A 16,277-nucleotide genomic window follows, 5' to 3' on the forward strand; every position below is an offset into this window, starting at 1 on the left:
CCGGATAGCGGCGCACGGTCGAACCGATCGCGGCGAGGAGACCGGACACGGGTCCGCGGCCCGGCAGCACCGCGTCCGGGTCGAGGTCGAGCCAGGGGCGAGGACGAAGTCGCGGTCTGCCGCACGCGGGTGCGGGAGGGTGAGCCGTGCATCCGCCTGTTCGAGCGCCCCGAAGACGACGACGTCGATATCGAGGGTGCGGTCGCCCCAGCGCTCGGAGCGCACCCGGCCGTGCTCGTTTTCGATGGTGTTGACCGCGTCGAGCAGGGTGAGGGCGTCTCCGGTGAAGCGGATGCCGACGGCCAGGTTCAAGTACCGGGGAGCGTCCTCGTCGACCCCGTCCGGTTTCACGGCAGCGGACTCGTAGAGCGGAGATACCCCGGTGACGGAGAGCCCGGGCACCTTCCCGAGGTCTCGGACGGCGGCTTCGAGGGTCGCCTCCCGGTCACCCAGGTTGCTCCCGAGCGACAACACCGCGTCCACAGCCTCGTGAGGTGTCGCAAATCGACCTTCGCGAGCCTCGTGAACGTCGATTTGCGACACCTCAGGGGCGGGGTTCGGCGTCACGGGGGCGGGGTTCACGGCCGGGACCTCGTGATCTGCACGGAGACGTCGGTGAAGGGGACACTGATCGGCGCCTGCGGCTTGTGCACGGTGACCTGCACGGTCTCGGCGGCGGGGTGGGCGAGCACGACGCCCGCGATCCGCTCCGCGACCGTCTCGATCAGGTCGACCGGGTTGACCGCCGCCGCCTCCGTCACCTCGATCGCGAGTTCGCCGTAGTGGATGGTGCGGCTGACGTCGTCGCTCGACGCCGCGGCGTGCAGGTCGAGCCAGACGGTGACGTCGATCACGAAATCCTGGCCGTTCTCACGCTCGAAGTCGTAGACGCCGTGGTGAGCGGTGACCCGCAGCCCGGTGAGAGTGATGCAATCGCGGATCATGGCTCTATTCTGGCCGACTCCACGAGCGCAAGCACCTTCAGGGCCGCGCGGGTTGCCGCCACGTCATGCACGCGCACGGCCCAGGCGCCGGCCTGGGCGGCGAGCACGCTCACCACGGCGCTCGGCAGGTCACGGGCGGCGATCGGGGCGTCGTCCGGGAGCGCGGTCGCGAGGAAGCGTTTGCGGGAGGCGCCGATCATGACGGGAAGGCCGAGCATGTCGAAGGCCGCGAGGTTGGCGAGCAGGGCCCAGTTGTGGGCGGGGAGCTTGGAGAACCCCAGGCCGGGGTCGAGCACGATCCGCTCCCGTGGCACCCCTGCGGCGACGAGGGCCTCGACGCGCCAGGCGAGTTCGGCCCGGACGTCGGCGACGACGTCGCCGTAGACCGCGAGGTCGTCCATGGTGCGGGCGTGGCCGCGCCAGTGCATCGCGATGAAGGTGAGGCCGCTCTCGGCGGCGACGCTGGCCATCAGCGGGTCGGCGAGGCCACCGGAGACGTCGTTGATGATGCTCGCCCCCGCGGCCGCGGCCGCGCGGGCGGTCGAGGCGTTGAGGGTGTCGACGCTCAGCACGAGGCCCTGCCGGGCGAGCTCGGTGATCACGGGGATAACCCGGGCCTGTTCGACGGCGGGGGCGACGCGGCCGGCGCCCGGCCTCGTCGATTCGCCGCCGACGTCGATGACGTCCGCGCCTTCGGACCGGAGCAGGAGACCGTGCCGGATCGCGGCATCCGTCGACGCCCACTTGCCGCCGTCGCTGAAGGAATCGGGCGTGACATTGAGCACGCCCATGATGCGGGTCATGAGCCTGCGCCGATCAGGGCCATCACTTCGGCGCGGCGGGCCGGTTCGGCGAGTTCGCCGCGTACGGCGAGTGTGACGGTCGAGCTGTTGACCTGGCGGGCGCCGCGCGTCGTGACGCACCCGTGCACGGCGTCGAGCACAACGAGGATGCCGCGGGGCTCCAGACCGGTCTGGAGCGCCTCCGCGATCTCCTCGGTCAGGCGTTCCTGTACCTGGGGGCGGGCGGCGAGGCAATCGACAAGGGCGGGCAGCCGGCCGAGGCCGACGACCTTCTCGCCGGGCAGGTAGGCGATGTGGGCGCGGCCGAGGAACGGGAGCAGGTGATGCTCGCAGACCGACCGGAAGTCGAGGTCGCGCACGAGCACGAGCTCGCCCGTCGTCGGGCCGACCGGGATGGTGTCGCGCAGCAGGTCGAGCGGGTCCGTTCCGAGCCCGGCGAAGAACTCCCCGTAGGACTCGGCGACGCGGCGCGGCGTGTCGGCGAGTCCCGGCCGGTTCGGATCGTCGCCGATCGCCGCGAGGAGCTCCGAGACGAGACCCTCGATTCGGGCCCTGTCGACTGCCACCCGGGGCCTAGGCGGTGGCGGGCCGCGGGGTGCGGGCGGGCGCGCGCTTGGGCTTGGTCTCTGCGGCGTCTCCACTGGACACTCCGCCGTCAACGATGCCCTCTTCGATGGGCGCCTTGGGCAGCGGCATCTCGATGGGGGAACGTCCGAGACCGGGCGCTTGTCGCTCGAGAGCCACTGCGGGCGCGGCGGGAGCTTTTCGATGCCGGCGAAGATCGGCGCGAGTTCGGTCTGGCCGAGGGTCTCGTGCTCGAGCAGTTCCGCGGCGAGCGTGTCGAGAATGGCGCGGTTCTTGCCGAGCACCTCGTATGCCTCGTCGTGGGCGGCCTCGAGCAGCAGGCGCACCTCGGTGTCGACGCTCTCGGCGAGGCGCTCGGAGTAGTCGCGCTGGTGGCCCATGTCGCGACCCAGGAACATCTCACCGGACGCCTGGCCCAGCTTGAGCGGGCCGACGGCGGCGCTCATGCCGAACTCCGTGACCATCTTGCGGGCGGTCGCCGTGGCCTTCTCGATGTCGTTGCTCGCGCCGGTGGTCGGGTCGTGGAAGATCATCTCTTCCGCGACACGGCCGCCCATCGCGTAGGCGAGCTGGTCGAGGAGTTCGTTGCGGGAGACGGAGTAGCGGTCTTCGAGCGGCATGACCATCGTGTAACCGAGGGCACGGCCGCGGGGAAGGATGGTGATTTTCGTGACAGGGTCCGTGTTGTTCATTGCGCTCGCGACGAGGGCGTGGCCGCCCTCGTGATAGGCGGTGATCAGCTTTTCCTTGTCGCGCATGATGCGGGTGCGGCGCTGCGGGCCGGCCATCACCCGGTCGACGGCCTCATCGAGGGCGCGGTTGTCGATCAACTGCGCGTTCGAGCGTGCGGTCAGCAGGGCGGCCTCGTTGAGGACGTTGGCGAGGTCAGCGCCGGTGAAGCCGGGGGTCTTGCGGGCGAGGACCTCGAGGTCGACTCCCTGCGCCATCGGCTTGCCCTTGGCGTGCACCTCGAGGATCTTCTTGCGGCCGAGCATGTCGGGGGCGTCGACGCCGATCTGGCGGTCGAAGCGGCCGGGGCGGAGCAGCGCGGGGTCGAGGATGTCTGGGCGGTTGGTCGCGGCGATCAGGATGACGTTCGCCTTGACGTCGAAGCCGTCCATCTCGACGAGCAACTGGTTGAGGGTCTGCTCGCGTTCGTCGTGCCCGCCGCCCATGCCGGCGCCGCGGTGGCGGCCGACGGCGTCGATCTCGTCGATGAAGATGATCGCACGGGGCGTTCTCCTTGAGCCTGCTCGAACAGGTCGCGCACCCTGGCTCGCGCCGACGCCGACGAACATCTCGACGAATTCGGAGCCTGAGATGGAGAAAAATGGCACCCCGGCTTCGCCTGCGACGGCGCGTGGCGAGCAGGGTCTTACCGGTTCCGGGAGGGCCGTAGAGCAGCACACCCTTGGGGATGCGCGCTCCGACGGCCTGGAACTTCGCGGGCTCCTTGAGGAAGTCCTTGATTTCTTCGAGCTCTTCGATGGCCTCGTCTGCGCCGGCGACGTCCGCGAAGGTGACCTGCGGGCTCTCCTTCGAGACGAGCTTGGCCTTCGACTTGCCGAACTGCATGACCTTGTTGCCGCCGCCCTGCATGCCCGAAAGCATCAGCCAGGCGAACCCGCCGATCAGGATCACGGGGAGCAGGTAGCCGAGCAGGGTCACGAACCAGTTGGTCTGCGGCACCTCATCGGTGAAGCCGCCGGACAGGTCGGCGCTCGTGACGGCGTTGACGACCTCGGTGCCACGCGGAGCGACGTAGTAGAACTGCACCTTGGTGCCGAGCTTGTCGTCGGCCTGGGACAGTGTGAGGTCGACGCGCTGCTCGCCGTCGACGATCTTGGCCTCCGAGACCTTTCCGTCCTTGAGGAACTGGAGTCCCTGTGCGGTCGGAATCTCTCGGAACCCGGACATGGTGATCAGACTCGACCCTATCCAGACGGCGATAATCGCCAGAATGATGTAGAGGAGTGGCCCGCGGAGTAGCTTCTTGACGTTCATCGTGTTGTCAGGCTACCGTGCCCGCACTGAGCGGTCACCGTGTGTTCGCCCTGAGCGCGATGCGAGGCCGGGGCAGGCATCCGCTTCTCAGGAGTAGATGTGCGGGGCGAGCACGGCAACGGAACGGAGGTTGCGGTACTTCTCGGCATAATCGAGGCCGTAACCGACGACGAACTGGTTCGGGATGTCGAAGCCGAGGTACTTGACGTCGATGTCGACCCGGGCGGCGTCCGGCTTGCGGAGCAGCGCGCAGATCTCGACGGATTCCGGCTGGCGGGACTTGAGGTTCGCGATCAGCCAGGAAAGGGTCAGGCCGGAGTCGATGATGTCCTCGACGATGAGCACGTTGCGGCCGTGCAGGTCGGTGTCGAGGTCCTTGAGGATCCGGACGACGCCGCTCGACTGGGTTCCGGAGCCGTATGAGCTCACCGCCATCCAGTCCATCGCGATCGGATGCTTGAGTTCGCGGGCCAGGTCGGCCATCACCATCACTGCGCCTTTGAGGACACCGACGAGCAGGAGATCCTTGCCCGCGTAGTCGGCTTCGATCCGGCGGCAGAGTTCGGCGAGGCGGCCGTGGATCTGCTCTTCTTCGATCAGGATTTCGGTGAGGTCGCCATCAATGTCGCGGGGTTCCATGGGGGAGGGAGGGTCCTTTGCTTTGTGCGTATTCAGTTGGCCGTGCGTGCCGTGCGAGGCCGGGCCCGGTGAAGACGAGCCAGCCATCGTGCCGTACAACTCTAACGCCTGGCAGGTCGAGCGGGCCCTGGCCGTGCCAATCGGTCACAAGCCGGCCGACGGCCAGGGTCGCCCCGCGGGGCAGGGCCATCACGACGGTGCCAGCGCCGGCACCGGCGGCGCGCAGGACTGTGCGTGCCGCCGCGAGCCGGATCAGCCGGTTCCGGAGCGCGGCGGGCTGTTCGGCGAGCACCTCGACGGGCACACGGATACCGCCTGCGACGATCTCGAAGGATCCGCCAGCGAGCTCCGCCGCGCGTTCGTCGAGGGCTGCGGCGTCTTCCCGCAACAGGTCCGCGGTGCGGGCGAGTGCCTCGGCGACACCGGGTCCGAGCTCGCGCTCGAGCGCCGGCAGGACCGTGTCGCGTACCCTGACGCGGGCGAACCGGTGTTCCGCGTTGTGCGGGTCCGTCCAGGGGGTGAGGCCGGCATCTGTGCAGGCGGCGACGGTCTGGGCGCGGCGGATCCCGAGCAGGGGGCGGAGGTAGGCGCCGCTGACCCGCAGCATGCCGTGCAGGCTGACCGGGCCGGAGCCGCGGGCGAGGCCGAGCAGCACGGTCTCGGCCTGGTCGTCGAGCGTGTGACCGAGCAGCACGTGGCTCGCGCCGGTGTCGGCGAGTGCACGGACGAAGGCGGCATAACGGCCGCTGCGGGCCGCGGCCTCCGGGCCGCTGTAGGTCTCGGCGGGGTCGGTGTCTGCGGCACTCCCCCGGTGGTTCTCGCCGTGGTCGACGGTGATGCGCACGACGAGCACGGGGTCGAGGCCGAGGGCCGTTGCCTGCCGGGCGGCCTCGGCGGCGACGTCCGCGGACCCGGGCTGCAGGGCGTGGTCGACGATCACGGCCCCGGCGCGGAGTCCCGCCCGCGCTGCCTCGAAGGCAGTCCCGGCCGCGAGCGCGAGCGAATCCGGGCCGCCGCTGAGGCCGACGAGGACGAGGCCGCGCGTTTCGGCGTCTGGTGCGGATGCACCGGGGACGGAGGCGCCCGGGGCGGAGGGTTCGGACCCGGAAGCCTGCGGCGTCACTGAGGAGCCGAGCCCGGCGTCCGCCAGCACGGCGCGGATCGCCCGGCGGATGTCGGCGATCTCCGGTGTCAGTCTCGGGCGGCGCGTGGACTCCATCCAGTAACGTTATCCGGAGACTGTGAACAAGGGAGAGACCAGGCCATGGCCGCATATGACGCAGTAATCGAAATTCCCCGGGGAAGCCGCAACAAGTACGAGGTCGACCACGAGACCGGACGGGTCTACCTCGACCGTGTGCTCTACACGAGCTTCGTGTACCCGACGGACTACGGGTTCTTCGAGAACACCCTCGGCCTCGACGGCGATCCCGTCGACGTTCTCGTGCTGCTCGACTTCCCGCTGTTCCCCGGCGTCGGCGTCTCGGTGCGTCCGGTCGGTGTCTTCAACATGACGGATGACGGCGGCTCGGACGCCAAGGTCATCGCCGTTCCCGCGGGCGACCCCCGCTGGGACCACATCCAGGACGTCCTCGACATCCCGGAGTACACCCGCAAGGAGATCGAGCACTTCTTCGAGCACTACAAGGACCTCGAACCGAACAAGTGGGTCAAGACGGAGGGCTGGGGCGACGCCGCCGAAGCCAACCAGATCGTCGAAGACGGCATCAAGAAGCTCGCCGCCGAGGGCCACTGACCCTAGCGCGCTTCGTGCATCGCGCTCGCGCGCTGCCGCACCACGAAGGCCCCCGGATCGCTCCGGGGGCCTTCGTGGTGCGGACCCCCGGCATCCGCTCTCGCGCGCCACGTGCGCCACTGCGCGCCAGGCATGCCGGCAGCGTAGCGGCGGAAATGGCGCGCGGGAGGGTGCGAGCGCTGCGGGACGGGACGGGCGAGGGGCGGTCGGGTCAGCCGGTGGGGCGGCCCACGTAGGACGCGACGTCGCCGGGCGACCAGATTGAGTGGATGCGCACGGGCTTGCCGACGTCGGGGGCCTCGAGAACCTGGCCACCGCCGACGTAGATGGCCACGTGGTAGTAGTCGCCGCCGCTGCCCCAGAAGACGAGGTCCCCGACCTGCACGTTACTGAAGGAGACGAGCCGGCCCTGGCTGGCCATGGTGTTGTACTGGTTCGTGGCGGAATGGGTGCCGATGTAGACCCCGGCCGCGGCATAGGCGGCCTTGGTCAGACCGGAGCAGTCCCACGCGTCGGGGCCCGAGCCGCCGAGGAGGTAGCGGTCGCCGAGCTGAGCGCGGGCGAAGGCGATTGCGGTCTGCACGGCGCTCGCGTTCGGAGCGGGCGCGGTCGCCGCGCCGCCGCCCGAGGACGAGCCGGATCCCGAGCTGCCGGAGCCGGAGCTGCTGCCGGATCCCGAACTGCCGGACCCGGAGCTGCCGGATCCCGAATTGCTCCCGCCCCCGCGGCCGGAGCCTGGGCTTGAGCCGCAGCAGCAGCAGACGCGGCTGCAGCCCGCGCGGCCGACGCCGCCTGGTCTGCGGCAGCCCTGGCCGCTGCCGCGGACTGCGCCGCAGCGAGCGCGGCCGCCGCAGCCGCGGCATCCACACCGGCCTGGTAGGAACGCTCGGTGTCTGCCGTGGTGTCCTTGAGGAGGGCGAGCTGCCCGTAGAGATCGTTCGACTTCTGCTGCTCGGCCTCGAGGGCGGCTTCCGCGGCCTGGGCCGCGCCACTTGCCGCATCGAACTTCGTCATGGACTCGCCCGTGATCTGGGTGCGCTCGACGGTCGCCGCGGCGGCCTGCCCGCCGAGGGACTCTGCCGAGTTCTTGTCCTGGACGGCCTCCCGGTAGATGGTCTCGGACTGCTCGCTGAGCTTGCTCGCGGTTCCGAGCTGCTCGAGGAGGTCGTCGGCGCTGCTGCCGTTCAGGAACAGGTTGAGCGAGAGGTCCTGCGCGCCGGTCTTGGCCAGGTGCGCGGCGATCAGGCCGGCCCGCATCTTCGAGGTGTCCGCCTTCTTCGACGCGGTCGCGGCCTGTTCGGTCAAGCTCGTCTCACGCAGGGTGGCGGCGTCGAGCTCGTCCTGGGAGACCCGGTACGCCTCGGCGGCGACCTGCGAGGCCTTGGACGCGGCATCCGCCGCCGTTTGCAGGCCCGTCAGCAGCGCCGTGATCTTCTCGATCTCGGCCTGCTTCGTCGCCTCATTGGCTTTCGCGTTCTGTACGTCGTCCCAGCTAGGGTAACCCTGGTCGCCGTAGGCGGCGGGAGCGATGATGCCGACGGATGCCGAGACCGCGCCGATCGCGACGGCCGCGGCGAAGAGGCGCACGGGCTTCCGTTTCGTGAAGGACGTGCCGTCGTTAGCCAAGTGGTGCTCCCTTGCTTGCCATGAAGGGCACGGCGTTGGACTTGACGCCGTTGATCCGCACTTCGAAGTGGAGATGGCAGCCATCTGCGGCCCCGGTCATCCCGACGCTGCCGATGTTCTGTCCAGCGCTGACGCTCTGGCCGTTCGACACGAAGATGCCGCCGGGACGGATGTGCGCGTACCCGGTCGAAATTCCGCCGCCGTTGTTGATCTGGATGTAGTTGCCGTACGTACCATTGGGGCCGGCGTATTCAACGACACCGTCGTGGGCTGCGTAAATCGGAGCGCCACAGCTGGCGCCGAGGTCGGTACCGTAGTGGAATGTTCCGCTGCAGCCGGTCGAGCCGCAGATGGATGCGCGCGGGCCGAATCCATCGGTGATGCGCCCGCTGGCCGGAACGGCCCAGCCCTGGGAGCTGATGTACCCGCCGCCGAGGCCGGCTCCGGCGCTGCCGGTTGCCCCGCCGCTCGAGTTGCCGCGGTTGGCTGCGGCGGCCGCGGCAGCAGCCGCCGCCGCCCGGGCGGCTTCGATCGCCGCGAGACGGGCGCGCTCGGCGACGCCGGCCTCATAGCCCGCGGTGGTGGACGCCTGCGCGTCCTGCATGAAGGCGAGCTGGGCGGCGAGTTCGACACTCTTGGACTCTGACTCGGCGAGAGCGCTCGCGGCGGCCTCTGCGGCCGCCTGCGCGGCGACCATCGCGGCCTGCGCAGCGACATTCAGGGTCTCGCGTTCGGTCTGGGCAATCTTGGCCTGGTCTCCGAGCGCCTGGGCGGAGTTCGTGGCGGCCTGGGCCTCCTCGTAGACGCCGGTGCTGCGCTCGACCATCTTGCTCATGCTGCCGAGCTTGGCGAGCAGGGCGTCGGCGCCCTGGCCGCTCGCATCACCGTCGAGGAAGAGGTTGACGGTGAGGTCGGTGCCTCCCGTGCGGTAGAGCTGGGCCGCGAGCTGACCGGCCTGCTTCGTCGCGGCGTCCGCTGTCGCCTTGCTCGTATCGGCCTGCGCCTGGAGGTCGGATGCGCGCCGGGTGGCGTCGTCGTAGTTCTGCTGGGCGACCTGGAGTTCGGCGCCGCGCTTCTCGGACTCGGCCTGGGTCTGGGCGACCTGGGTCTGAAGATTCGAGATCAGATTCTGGATTTCGGTGACCTTGGCGGACGCGGCGGCCGTGTTCGACTTCGCGTTCTGCACGTCCTGCCAGCTCGGGTAGTCGACCGCCTGGGCGCCGCCGGCGGGAATCACGAGCGTCACGATGAGGGCGAGGGCCGTGGCGAGGGCCGTTGCGGCGGTGCCTCTGAACAGGCCCCGATGACTGTGAACGCGGCGTCCGCCGGCCGGCCGGAGTGGACCCGACTGTTCGCTGGCCCCGCGGTCACTCGTCACTGCCTTGCGCATAGAACTCCCTGATTGGGCACCGCGTGAACACACTGGTCACGATGCCACTCTTTTCACAGTAACAAGTTCGCGCCAGTATCGCCCGCTATCGGACCCGAATCTAACCCCCAACCGGGCGGATCGGCCGCCATTCGCGGGCGCGCCGGGGCGCGGGCGACACGCCACGGGCATCGGTCCACGTGCCGATTTGGGGTTTTCACCCAAGAGACCGTATGCTTACTCGTCGGTAGCCATGATGTTTATGGCGTCTCGGCCCCATCGTTTAGAGGCCTAGGACGGCGCCCTTTCACGGCGTTAACACGGGTTCGAATCCCGTTGGGGCTACGCAACCTGCCTAACTGAATGTGCAACAATAAGCAGGTAGTAAATCAGTACAAGTAACACCGAATAAATGAAAACGTACGTTTGGTTCTCATTGTGAGGCCCTGTAGCGCAGTTGGTTAGCGCGCCGCCCTGTCACGGCGGAGGTCTGCCGGTTCAAGTCCGGTCAGGGTCGCAAAGGTAAAACGCCCTTTCGCGAGAGAGGGTTTTTTCCTTGGAAAGCGACTTCTCGAGTTACTTTCTGGCCCTGTAGCTCAGTTGGTAGAGCGTTCGACTGAAAATCGAGAGGTCACGGGATCGACGCCCGTCGGGGCCACCCGCTGAAACCCCGGTTATCCGGGGTTTTTCTCGTTAACGGATGTCTTTTCTCCGGACTCGAATTCGGCCTTTGGCCAGATTCTGCCCACACTTCAAATAGTCGCGTGGTCATCGAAGGCCGGTGAAACGGTCCCCAATTGGCTTCGCGGGCCGACGCGACCGAGGCATGGATGAGGGCGATCGAGCTCACTTCAGTGCCGCCCCACTGCGCAGCCTGGACACTACGACCCACGATCTCCATGGCCCCAACGACCAGAGCCGTGGCTGCCGTTGCGACCCCGGCTTGCGTGACCGTATCCTCTACCCTTCCCCGCACCCGGACTTGGCTGGACAGCCTATGATCCGCCGCAGATCTTCGGCAATCCTCGCGATTTCCGCATCAGGCACGGCGCGCAACCAGTTGCCTCGACGGCGCATCGGTATCACCGGGAGCGACACGGACCCTTCGATGGTGGCGACCTCGATGGTGATCGAAGTCATCGTCCGCATTCCAACAAGTGCCGATCCAAGGACGACACTCCTCACCCGATCCGAGGGGAAGACTGCGGCAGGAGCCCCAGAAACCCGGCCCGCCAGGACGTGCACGTCTTGCCCATCCGCGACCAGCGTCGCGTATGTAGTCGGCTTCACTCGAGAGCGTGCCAGCTCTAAAGCAGTCGTAAGCACATTAAGGCGTTCGGCGAGAAGCGGTGCAACGACCATCGGAACGACGACGGCGGAAGGGAAGGTCTGTTCTGCTCGCGCCAAACGGCGTGCGTTCTGGAAGCCGAAGACGGCGAACACTCCGAAAACAAACAGAAGAGGGGTGCCTACCGCAAGAACACTCATTCCACCAAGGCCGCCGTTGGAAGCACGAATGACGCGGTACACCAACAACACGGCGCACGCACTCACGCCGCAGACTCCCAACCAGAAGCTCGGTCGCTGTCGTCGCCGCGTCAATTCCGGCTCATTTGAGTGCGTCGCGAACGACTCATCCTCAACATGGCGCCTCTTTCCCCGGGCTGAACGAGTTGAGCCTAGCGGCACCCGAGTGTCGCAAAGACTCAGAGTCCACCCATGAGGCTGCAGGTGTAGACGCCGTCGCTTGTCTTTACCCGGATGGTCGTTGTCGCCTCGGCGCTCGAAGAGTAGATCTCACCGCCGCCGGCGGTGAGCCCACGCAAGCTGAGCCCGTCGACCGTTTCGCCCCACAACGTCTGCTCAGGCATGCAGTCGAAGTGGCGTCCGGCGAATGAGACCTTCGAGGGGACGGCGTGGGGCCAGAAGTCCCAGTCGCCTGTCGCGTCATGCACGGACCAGCGTTGGATTCCGGCGCCAATGACGGCGAGCATTGCCAGTGCGAGAATCACATTCCCCCACTCGGCTCTCCGAACGCTCATCCGATGCACTCCCCCGTGTACTTGAGCCTCGATGGGCGGCGGACGGACACACTCCGCGCATCAGATCGCCCCGGTCACTCCTCCGGTTCCACAGAGCATTCGGCCGGGCCTTTGGCTTGAGACTATTCTGCCCACCTGCAAGGCCCGATCGGCGCCCGAGAGTGCGACACTACGGATATGTGCGCAACGGATAGGGTCATCGTCTCGACTCTCGACGGGCAACTATTCGTCGAGGTCGGCTCGTCGAGGACGATGAATTCAATCGCGCCAAGGAATTCTTCGAGGCAGCACTGCGTGACGGACGGTTCGAAGATCAGGCGGCAAGTCTGCGAATGTCAGACTGGTCGGTCCAGGCCACCAATACAGGCGGAGCCAAGCTGTCTATCATGCGTAAGACATCGGGCGGCACGGGCACGGACGCCGAGATGGAATGGACCCTATGGCCTCTCTCGGGGCCACTCGTTGACCTCACAATCCGCAACCGAGGCGAAGTCGTGTGGTCGGTTCTGGCATGCGCACCAGCAGTGAACGAGCACAAGCAGCCACTATCGGCCGGGTCTTTGGAAAGCCTTCGACCGATGCCTGACTGACTCACCCGGGCCCAGCGGTACTCAATAACAGTTCAAGCGCTCAGGCCGGCGGGAAGGCCGACGCGAGCGCTCGGTGGATCTGCCGCAACATCGGCTCGTCGAGAGGCCCCGTCACCGGATGGCAGGGCGGGCCGTCGCTAGGCTCGATTCATGAGTATCCGGCTTCGAGGGGCGAGCGCCCGCCAGTCCCCCGCGTTCCGCACCGGTAGTGCTGCTGACACCGCGGAGTGCGTCGCGCTGTGGGTCCGGGCCTGCGCCACGCGCGATGGGGCGGCCGTCGCAGGAGTGGCCGAACGGGCTCGACCGAAGTTCGACCACGCCGAGAGTTGGATCGTGGCTGAGGAAACCGGTGCCGGAATCCGGGGCTTCGTTCTCGCAACAACGCCGAAGAGAGGGCTACCGACCGATCCACCCGACGCTGCGGTGGTGAGCCTGCTCGCCGTTGCACCAGACGCGCAGAGACGTGGGCTCGGGAGAGCGCTTCTGGTCAGTGTTGCCGAGGAACTCAAGCACCACGGTCACAAGCACGCTGTCCTGCACGTCCTCACGGACAACCACCCTGCTGTCGATCTCTATCGGCATGAGGGATGGCGGCCGTTGGGAGAGCCGTTCCAACACTCACTTCTGAAGAGGCCTGCGCAAACCTATGCGCTCGACCTGGATTCACGCGCGAAGGGCTGATCCGTTGACGCGAGAACGATGACGCCAGGCGGTGCCGTTGCTCGACGGACCGGCCCCAGGCGGTTCCGGCGAGGATGAGGGCGATACCGACGTATCCGGCGACGGCCACCGGGTCATGGGCGACGGCGATTCCGACAAGTGCAGCCCAGACCGGCTCAGTTCCGAGGAGGAGGCTCACTCTGGAGGGCGAGGTGCGTCGGACGGCCCAGGTTTGGATCAGGAACGCGAAGACGGTACACGCGACGACGAGGTAGAGGAACAGGACCGTACGTCCGGGGTCGAGACGAGCCAGAAAGTGCGGGATCGAGTCGCCGTAGAACAGTGACGCCGCCGAGAAGATCATCGCGCAGGTCGAGAGTTGCACCGTGGTGAGGTGGAGCGAGTTCATCGGAGTGTTGCCCGTGAGCCTGGACATCGACGTGACGTGGATGGCACGGATGATGGCCGCGGCGAGCACGAGCAGGTCGCCGAGGCTCGGCGCCTGGAAGACACCGCCGCTGGCGAGCAGGGCGACTCCACCGATGGCGATCAGCGCGGCCAGGAAGAACCTGCCGGGCAGCCGGCGACCCGAGACGGCGGAATCCAGAATCGGCGTGAATACGATCGTCAGGCTGATGATGACTCCGGCATTCGTGGCCGATGTGTGGGCGATCCCGAAGGTTTCGAAGGCGAACACGGCAGCCAGCACAATCCCGAGCAGTATCCCGGATCGCAATTCCGCTTGCGTGATCCGGTGCCGCCGTGCGGCGACGAGGGCCGCCATGATGACCGCAGCGAGCAGCATCCGTGTTGCGAGCAGGGCGACGACGGATTGGGGCGTGACCAGTTCTTTGGCGACGAGGTACGTGGATCCCCACGCGGCGGCCACCAGGAGCAGGAGCAGGTCGACGCGGAATCGACTGAGGAGGGCGGGCATTCCTCCATCGTCCGGCCTGACTTCACGTAATACAAGAAAGCACTTTAGTGTCGAATGCATTAGTTTCAACTTATGGAACTCGGTCAGCTTCGCGCGTTGCGAGAGCTGGGTGACCGGGGCAGCATTGCTGCCGTCGCGGCGGCGATGCACGTCACGCCGTCGTCGGTGTCCCAGCAGATCAGTGCCCTGCAACGTCAGTCGCCCGCTCCCTTGACCTTCAGGGACGGCAGAAGGACGGCACTCACGGATGCCGGGCGCGCCCTCGCGCTGGCGGCGATCGACGTCGAGGTGGCACTCGAACGCGCCGCGCAGGCGGTGGCGCGTTTCCAGGGCGATCACCTGGGCACCGTTTCCGTGACCGCCTTCCATAGCGTGGGCCTGGCCGTCTTCGGATCGTTGATCGCGGCCTGCCGGAGGCCCGACCTGCCCGGCGTTCGGCTGAGCGATTTTGATGTGGCCCAGGAGGACTTCCCCCTCCTCACCATCGATCATGATCTTGTGCTCGCCCATCGGCTGGTCGGCAGCCCCGCATGGCCGGGGTCGGTTCGGGTGGAACCCCTCCTGTACGAGCCCCTGGATATCGCGGTCCGACACGATCACCGACTCGCAGCGAAAGCCGCAATCGAGCCGGCGGATCTTCGCGACGAGGAATGGGTCGCGGTGCACGAAGGCTTTCCGCTCACGCAGGCTCTCGCCCTGATCGCGGGAATCGGAGGGAACGAGGCGCGGATCCTGCACCGGATCAACGAATTCTCGGTAGCCGCGTCCATCGTCGACGCGAGCGGATGCGTCGCCCTGATGCCTCGTTACACAACCGACCTGCGCGACCACCCGGGGTTGGTCCTTCGTCCGCTGGCCTACCCCGGACTCGGACGGCACATCGATTGCCTTGCCCGGCCGGAGACCCTCGAGCGCGCCAACGCGCAGGCGGTACTGGCGCAGATCAAGGCGATAACCGAGACTCTCACCCAGTGATCTTTCCGTTTCACGGCCCGACGCCCACAGGTCAGCCATAACATGAGACCTCCACTGAAAGCGTGATGATCATGGACGAGACAGCAGTTTTCGAGCGAGAGCGTCCCCGGCTGTTGCGTATTGCCGGACGCATCCTGCGCGATGGCGCGGAAGCCGAAGACATCGTCCAGCAGGCCTGGCTGCGGCTTCACGCCACAGAGGCCGTGATCGACAATCTGCCGGCCTGGCTGACCACGGTCACGACACGGCTGTGCCTGGACAGACTGCGCGTCGAGAAACCCATTCTCGTTGACGACCTCGAGTCCCCGTCGCGAACCGCCGATCCAGCGGATGAGCTCGCCCTCGCCGACACGGTCGGGATCGCCCTCCAGGTGGTGTTGGACCGCCTCACGCCTACGGAGCGTGTCGCGTTCGTCCTTCACGACAGCTTCAGCATTGACTTTCCCACGATCGCCGCAATCCTCGGGAGCACTCCAGCCGCTGCACGCAAGCTCGCTTCGAGGGCGCGAAGCAAGATCCGCCCGCAGGGCCAGGAGCACGGCCGCGCCGACTGGAAAGTCGTGGACGCATTCCTCGCCGCCTCGCGGCAAGGCGATTTCGAGCAACTCCTCAAGCTGCTGGCACCGAACGTAGTGGTCGTCGGCGATGACGCGGCCATAGCGGCGGGGACCCCGTCGCGGATCGAAGGGCGGACAGCGGTGGCAACGATGTTCAACGGCGCAGCCAAGGCCGCTCTCCCCGTCTTTGTTGACGGGCGCGCCGGGGCCGCATGGTTTCATCGCGGTTCCCCCCGTGTTGCGTTTGACTTCACGGTCCTCGACGGCGTCGTGTCTCGAATCGACTTCCGCGCAGACCCGGAGGTCCTGGAACACATCATCCGGCGTGAAGCGGGAGCGAGCCGAGATTGACCTGCGACCGTCCACCACGGCAGCGGTCACACTTGGAGCCGATCGATCGTCATATAGATAGCGGGCCTCAAACGGGGACCGCCTTTACAGTGAGGACCCGAATCGATGAAGACCATGACCTGCCGCCAGCTGGGTGGACCGTGCGATCAACCGCTGCACGGCGAGACCGCCGATGACGTCATCAAGGCCCAGAACCGCCATCTCAAGGACGCGGTCAAAGCCGGAGACGCCACTCATGAGCAAGCCCACAATGAGATGAAAGCTCGTTGGAGGCATCCGAAGCAGTCGATGGATTGGTACACCTCAGCGAAGAAGGAGTTTGCCGAAATCCCAGGGGCGTGACCGTTGGATAGCGTTCGAACCTGACTCCAGAACGCGGACGACGGACTGCTGGAACGGACGCCCGCGGATGATGAACGGACGACGCTCGGCGGCATGC

14 protein-coding genes, 3 tRNA genes and 3 pseudogenes are annotated in these 16,277 nt (G+C 67.2%); 8 read left to right on the forward strand and 12 right to left on the reverse strand.

Translation table 11 applies throughout. The annotated features are described in order from the left end of the window. Positions 1 to 153: 153 nt before the first annotated feature. The 7 genes and pseudogenes from folK to tilS form a co-directional block, all read right to left on the reverse strand. A pseudogene (gene folK / locus RGU41_RS15035) lies at positions 154 to 582 on the reverse strand (2-amino-4-hydroxy-6-hydroxymethyldihydropteridine diphosphokinase); the annotation flags it as partial. Next, a complete protein-coding gene (folB, locus tag RGU41_RS15040; protein WP_134446294.1) occupies positions 579 to 944 on the reverse strand; it encodes a dihydroneopterin aldolase in 366 nt (121 codons plus the stop codon). The gene folB and the pseudogene folK, both read right to left, overlap by 4 nt. Further along, complete coding sequence (folP, locus tag RGU41_RS15045) at positions 941 to 1,747, reverse strand: dihydropteroate synthase (RefSeq protein WP_134446293.1); 807 nt, start codon at positions 1,745 to 1,747, stop codon at positions 941 to 943. The genes folB and folP overlap by 4 nt, the downstream gene beginning before the upstream one ends. Continuing rightward, positions 1,744 to 3,669, reverse strand: coding sequence for a GTP cyclohydrolase I FolE (gene folE, locus RGU41_RS21025; RefSeq protein ID WP_416173158.1), 1,926 nt, complete (start codon positions 3,667 to 3,669; stop codon positions 1,744 to 1,746). The genes folP and folE overlap by 4 nt, the downstream gene beginning before the upstream one ends. A gap of 415 nt (positions 3,670 to 4,084) precedes the next feature. Continuing rightward, a pseudogene (locus RGU41_RS21030) lies at positions 4,085 to 4,336 on the reverse strand (ATP-dependent metallopeptidase FtsH/Yme1/Tma family protein); the annotation flags it as partial. 87 nt (positions 4,337 to 4,423) lie between these two features. Beyond that, positions 4,424 to 4,975 (reverse strand): hypoxanthine phosphoribosyltransferase, encoded by a 552-nt coding sequence (gene hpt, locus RGU41_RS15060; protein ID WP_134446290.1) that lies wholly within the window; start codon positions 4,973 to 4,975, stop codon positions 4,424 to 4,426. Then, positions 4,956 to 6,194, reverse strand: a complete 1,239-nt coding sequence (gene tilS / locus RGU41_RS15065) for a tRNA lysidine(34) synthetase TilS (RefSeq protein ID WP_322136749.1) — start codon at positions 6,192 to 6,194, stop codon at positions 4,956 to 4,958. Before tilS ends, hpt begins: the two co-directional genes overlap by 20 nt. Before the next feature lie 45 nt (positions 6,195 to 6,239). Here tilS and RGU41_RS15070 point away from each other — a divergent pair, with 45 nt between their 5' ends. After that, complete coding sequence (locus tag RGU41_RS15070; protein ID WP_134446288.1) at positions 6,240 to 6,731, forward strand: inorganic diphosphatase; 492 nt, start codon at positions 6,240 to 6,242, stop codon at positions 6,729 to 6,731. A 211-nt stretch (positions 6,732 to 6,942) separates the two neighbouring features. Here RGU41_RS15070 and RGU41_RS15075 read toward each other — a convergent pair whose 3' ends face one another. From RGU41_RS15075 to RGU41_RS15085, 3 genes are read right to left on the reverse strand one after another with little or no spacing between them, the layout of a single operon-like run. Then, complete coding sequence (locus RGU41_RS15075; protein ID WP_322136750.1) at positions 6,943 to 7,314, reverse strand: C40 family peptidase; 372 nt, start codon at positions 7,312 to 7,314, stop codon at positions 6,943 to 6,945. Further along, entirely contained in the window at positions 7,221 to 8,357 is a 1,137-nt protein-coding gene (locus RGU41_RS15080; protein WP_322136751.1) for an NlpC/P60 family protein, read from the reverse strand. Before RGU41_RS15080 ends, RGU41_RS15075 begins: the two co-directional genes overlap by 94 nt. Next, complete coding sequence (locus tag RGU41_RS15085; protein ID WP_134446286.1) at positions 8,350 to 9,747, reverse strand: M23 family metallopeptidase; 1,398 nt, start codon at positions 9,745 to 9,747, stop codon at positions 8,350 to 8,352. Before RGU41_RS15085 ends, RGU41_RS15080 begins: the two co-directional genes overlap by 8 nt. A gap of 251 nt (positions 9,748 to 9,998) precedes the next feature. On the opposite strand from RGU41_RS15085, the gene RGU41_RS15090 reads away from it, so the two are divergent. The 3 genes from RGU41_RS15090 to RGU41_RS15100 all read left to right on the forward strand — a co-directional run bounded on the left by RGU41_RS15090 (position 9,999) and on the right by RGU41_RS15100 (position 10,384). Then, positions 9,999 to 10,071, forward strand: a tRNA-Glu gene (locus RGU41_RS15090). Between the two features lie 97 nt (positions 10,072 to 10,168). Further along, positions 10,169 to 10,243 (forward strand) — tRNA-Asp (locus RGU41_RS15095). 68 nt (positions 10,244 to 10,311) lie between these two features. Further along, a tRNA-Phe gene (locus RGU41_RS15100) sits at positions 10,312 to 10,384 on the forward strand. A 1,048-nt stretch (positions 10,385 to 11,432) separates the two neighbouring features. Here RGU41_RS15100 and RGU41_RS15105 read toward each other — a convergent pair. Continuing rightward, positions 11,433 to 11,738: a hypothetical protein gene (locus RGU41_RS15105; RefSeq protein WP_134559232.1), complete on the reverse strand. Its 306-nt coding sequence runs from the start codon at positions 11,736 to 11,738 to the stop codon at positions 11,433 to 11,435. A gap of 770 nt (positions 11,739 to 12,508) precedes the next feature. Here RGU41_RS15105 and RGU41_RS21035 point away from each other — a divergent pair. Beyond that, positions 12,509 to 13,039, forward strand: a complete 531-nt coding sequence (locus RGU41_RS21035) for a GNAT family N-acetyltransferase (protein WP_416173159.1) — start codon at positions 12,509 to 12,511, stop codon at positions 13,037 to 13,039. Between the two features lie 70 nt (positions 13,040 to 13,109). Here the strand turns inward: RGU41_RS21035 and RGU41_RS15110 are convergent. Further along, positions 13,110 to 14,015 (reverse strand): annotated as a pseudogene (locus RGU41_RS15110) (DMT family transporter); the annotation flags it as partial. A 12-nt stretch (positions 14,016 to 14,027) separates the two neighbouring features. Between RGU41_RS15110 and RGU41_RS15115 the strand changes: the two are divergent. The 3 genes from RGU41_RS15115 to RGU41_RS15125 all read left to right on the forward strand — a co-directional run bounded on the left by RGU41_RS15115 (position 14,028) and on the right by RGU41_RS15125 (position 16,180). Next, positions 14,028 to 14,930 carry a LysR family transcriptional regulator gene (locus tag RGU41_RS15115; protein ID WP_134446279.1) on the forward strand — a complete coding sequence of 301 codons (903 nt, stop codon included), beginning with the start codon at positions 14,028 to 14,030 and terminating at the stop codon, positions 14,928 to 14,930. Positions 14,931 to 14,995: 65 nt separating this feature from the next. Beyond that, positions 14,996 to 15,838 (forward strand): sigma-70 family RNA polymerase sigma factor, encoded by an 843-nt coding sequence (locus tag RGU41_RS15120; protein ID WP_241984974.1) that lies wholly within the window; start codon positions 14,996 to 14,998, stop codon positions 15,836 to 15,838. A gap of 105 nt (positions 15,839 to 15,943) precedes the next feature. Next, a complete protein-coding gene (locus tag RGU41_RS15125; RefSeq protein WP_134559224.1) occupies positions 15,944 to 16,180 on the forward strand; it encodes a hypothetical protein in 237 nt (78 codons plus the stop codon). The last annotated feature ends 97 nt before the right edge of the window (positions 16,181 to 16,277 follow it).

The sequence above is a fragment of the Cryobacterium sp. 10C3 genome, assembly GCF_034314285.1.
In the GTDB taxonomy this organism is placed as follows: domain Bacteria; phylum Actinomycetota; class Actinomycetes; order Actinomycetales; family Microbacteriaceae; genus Cryobacterium; species Cryobacterium glucosi.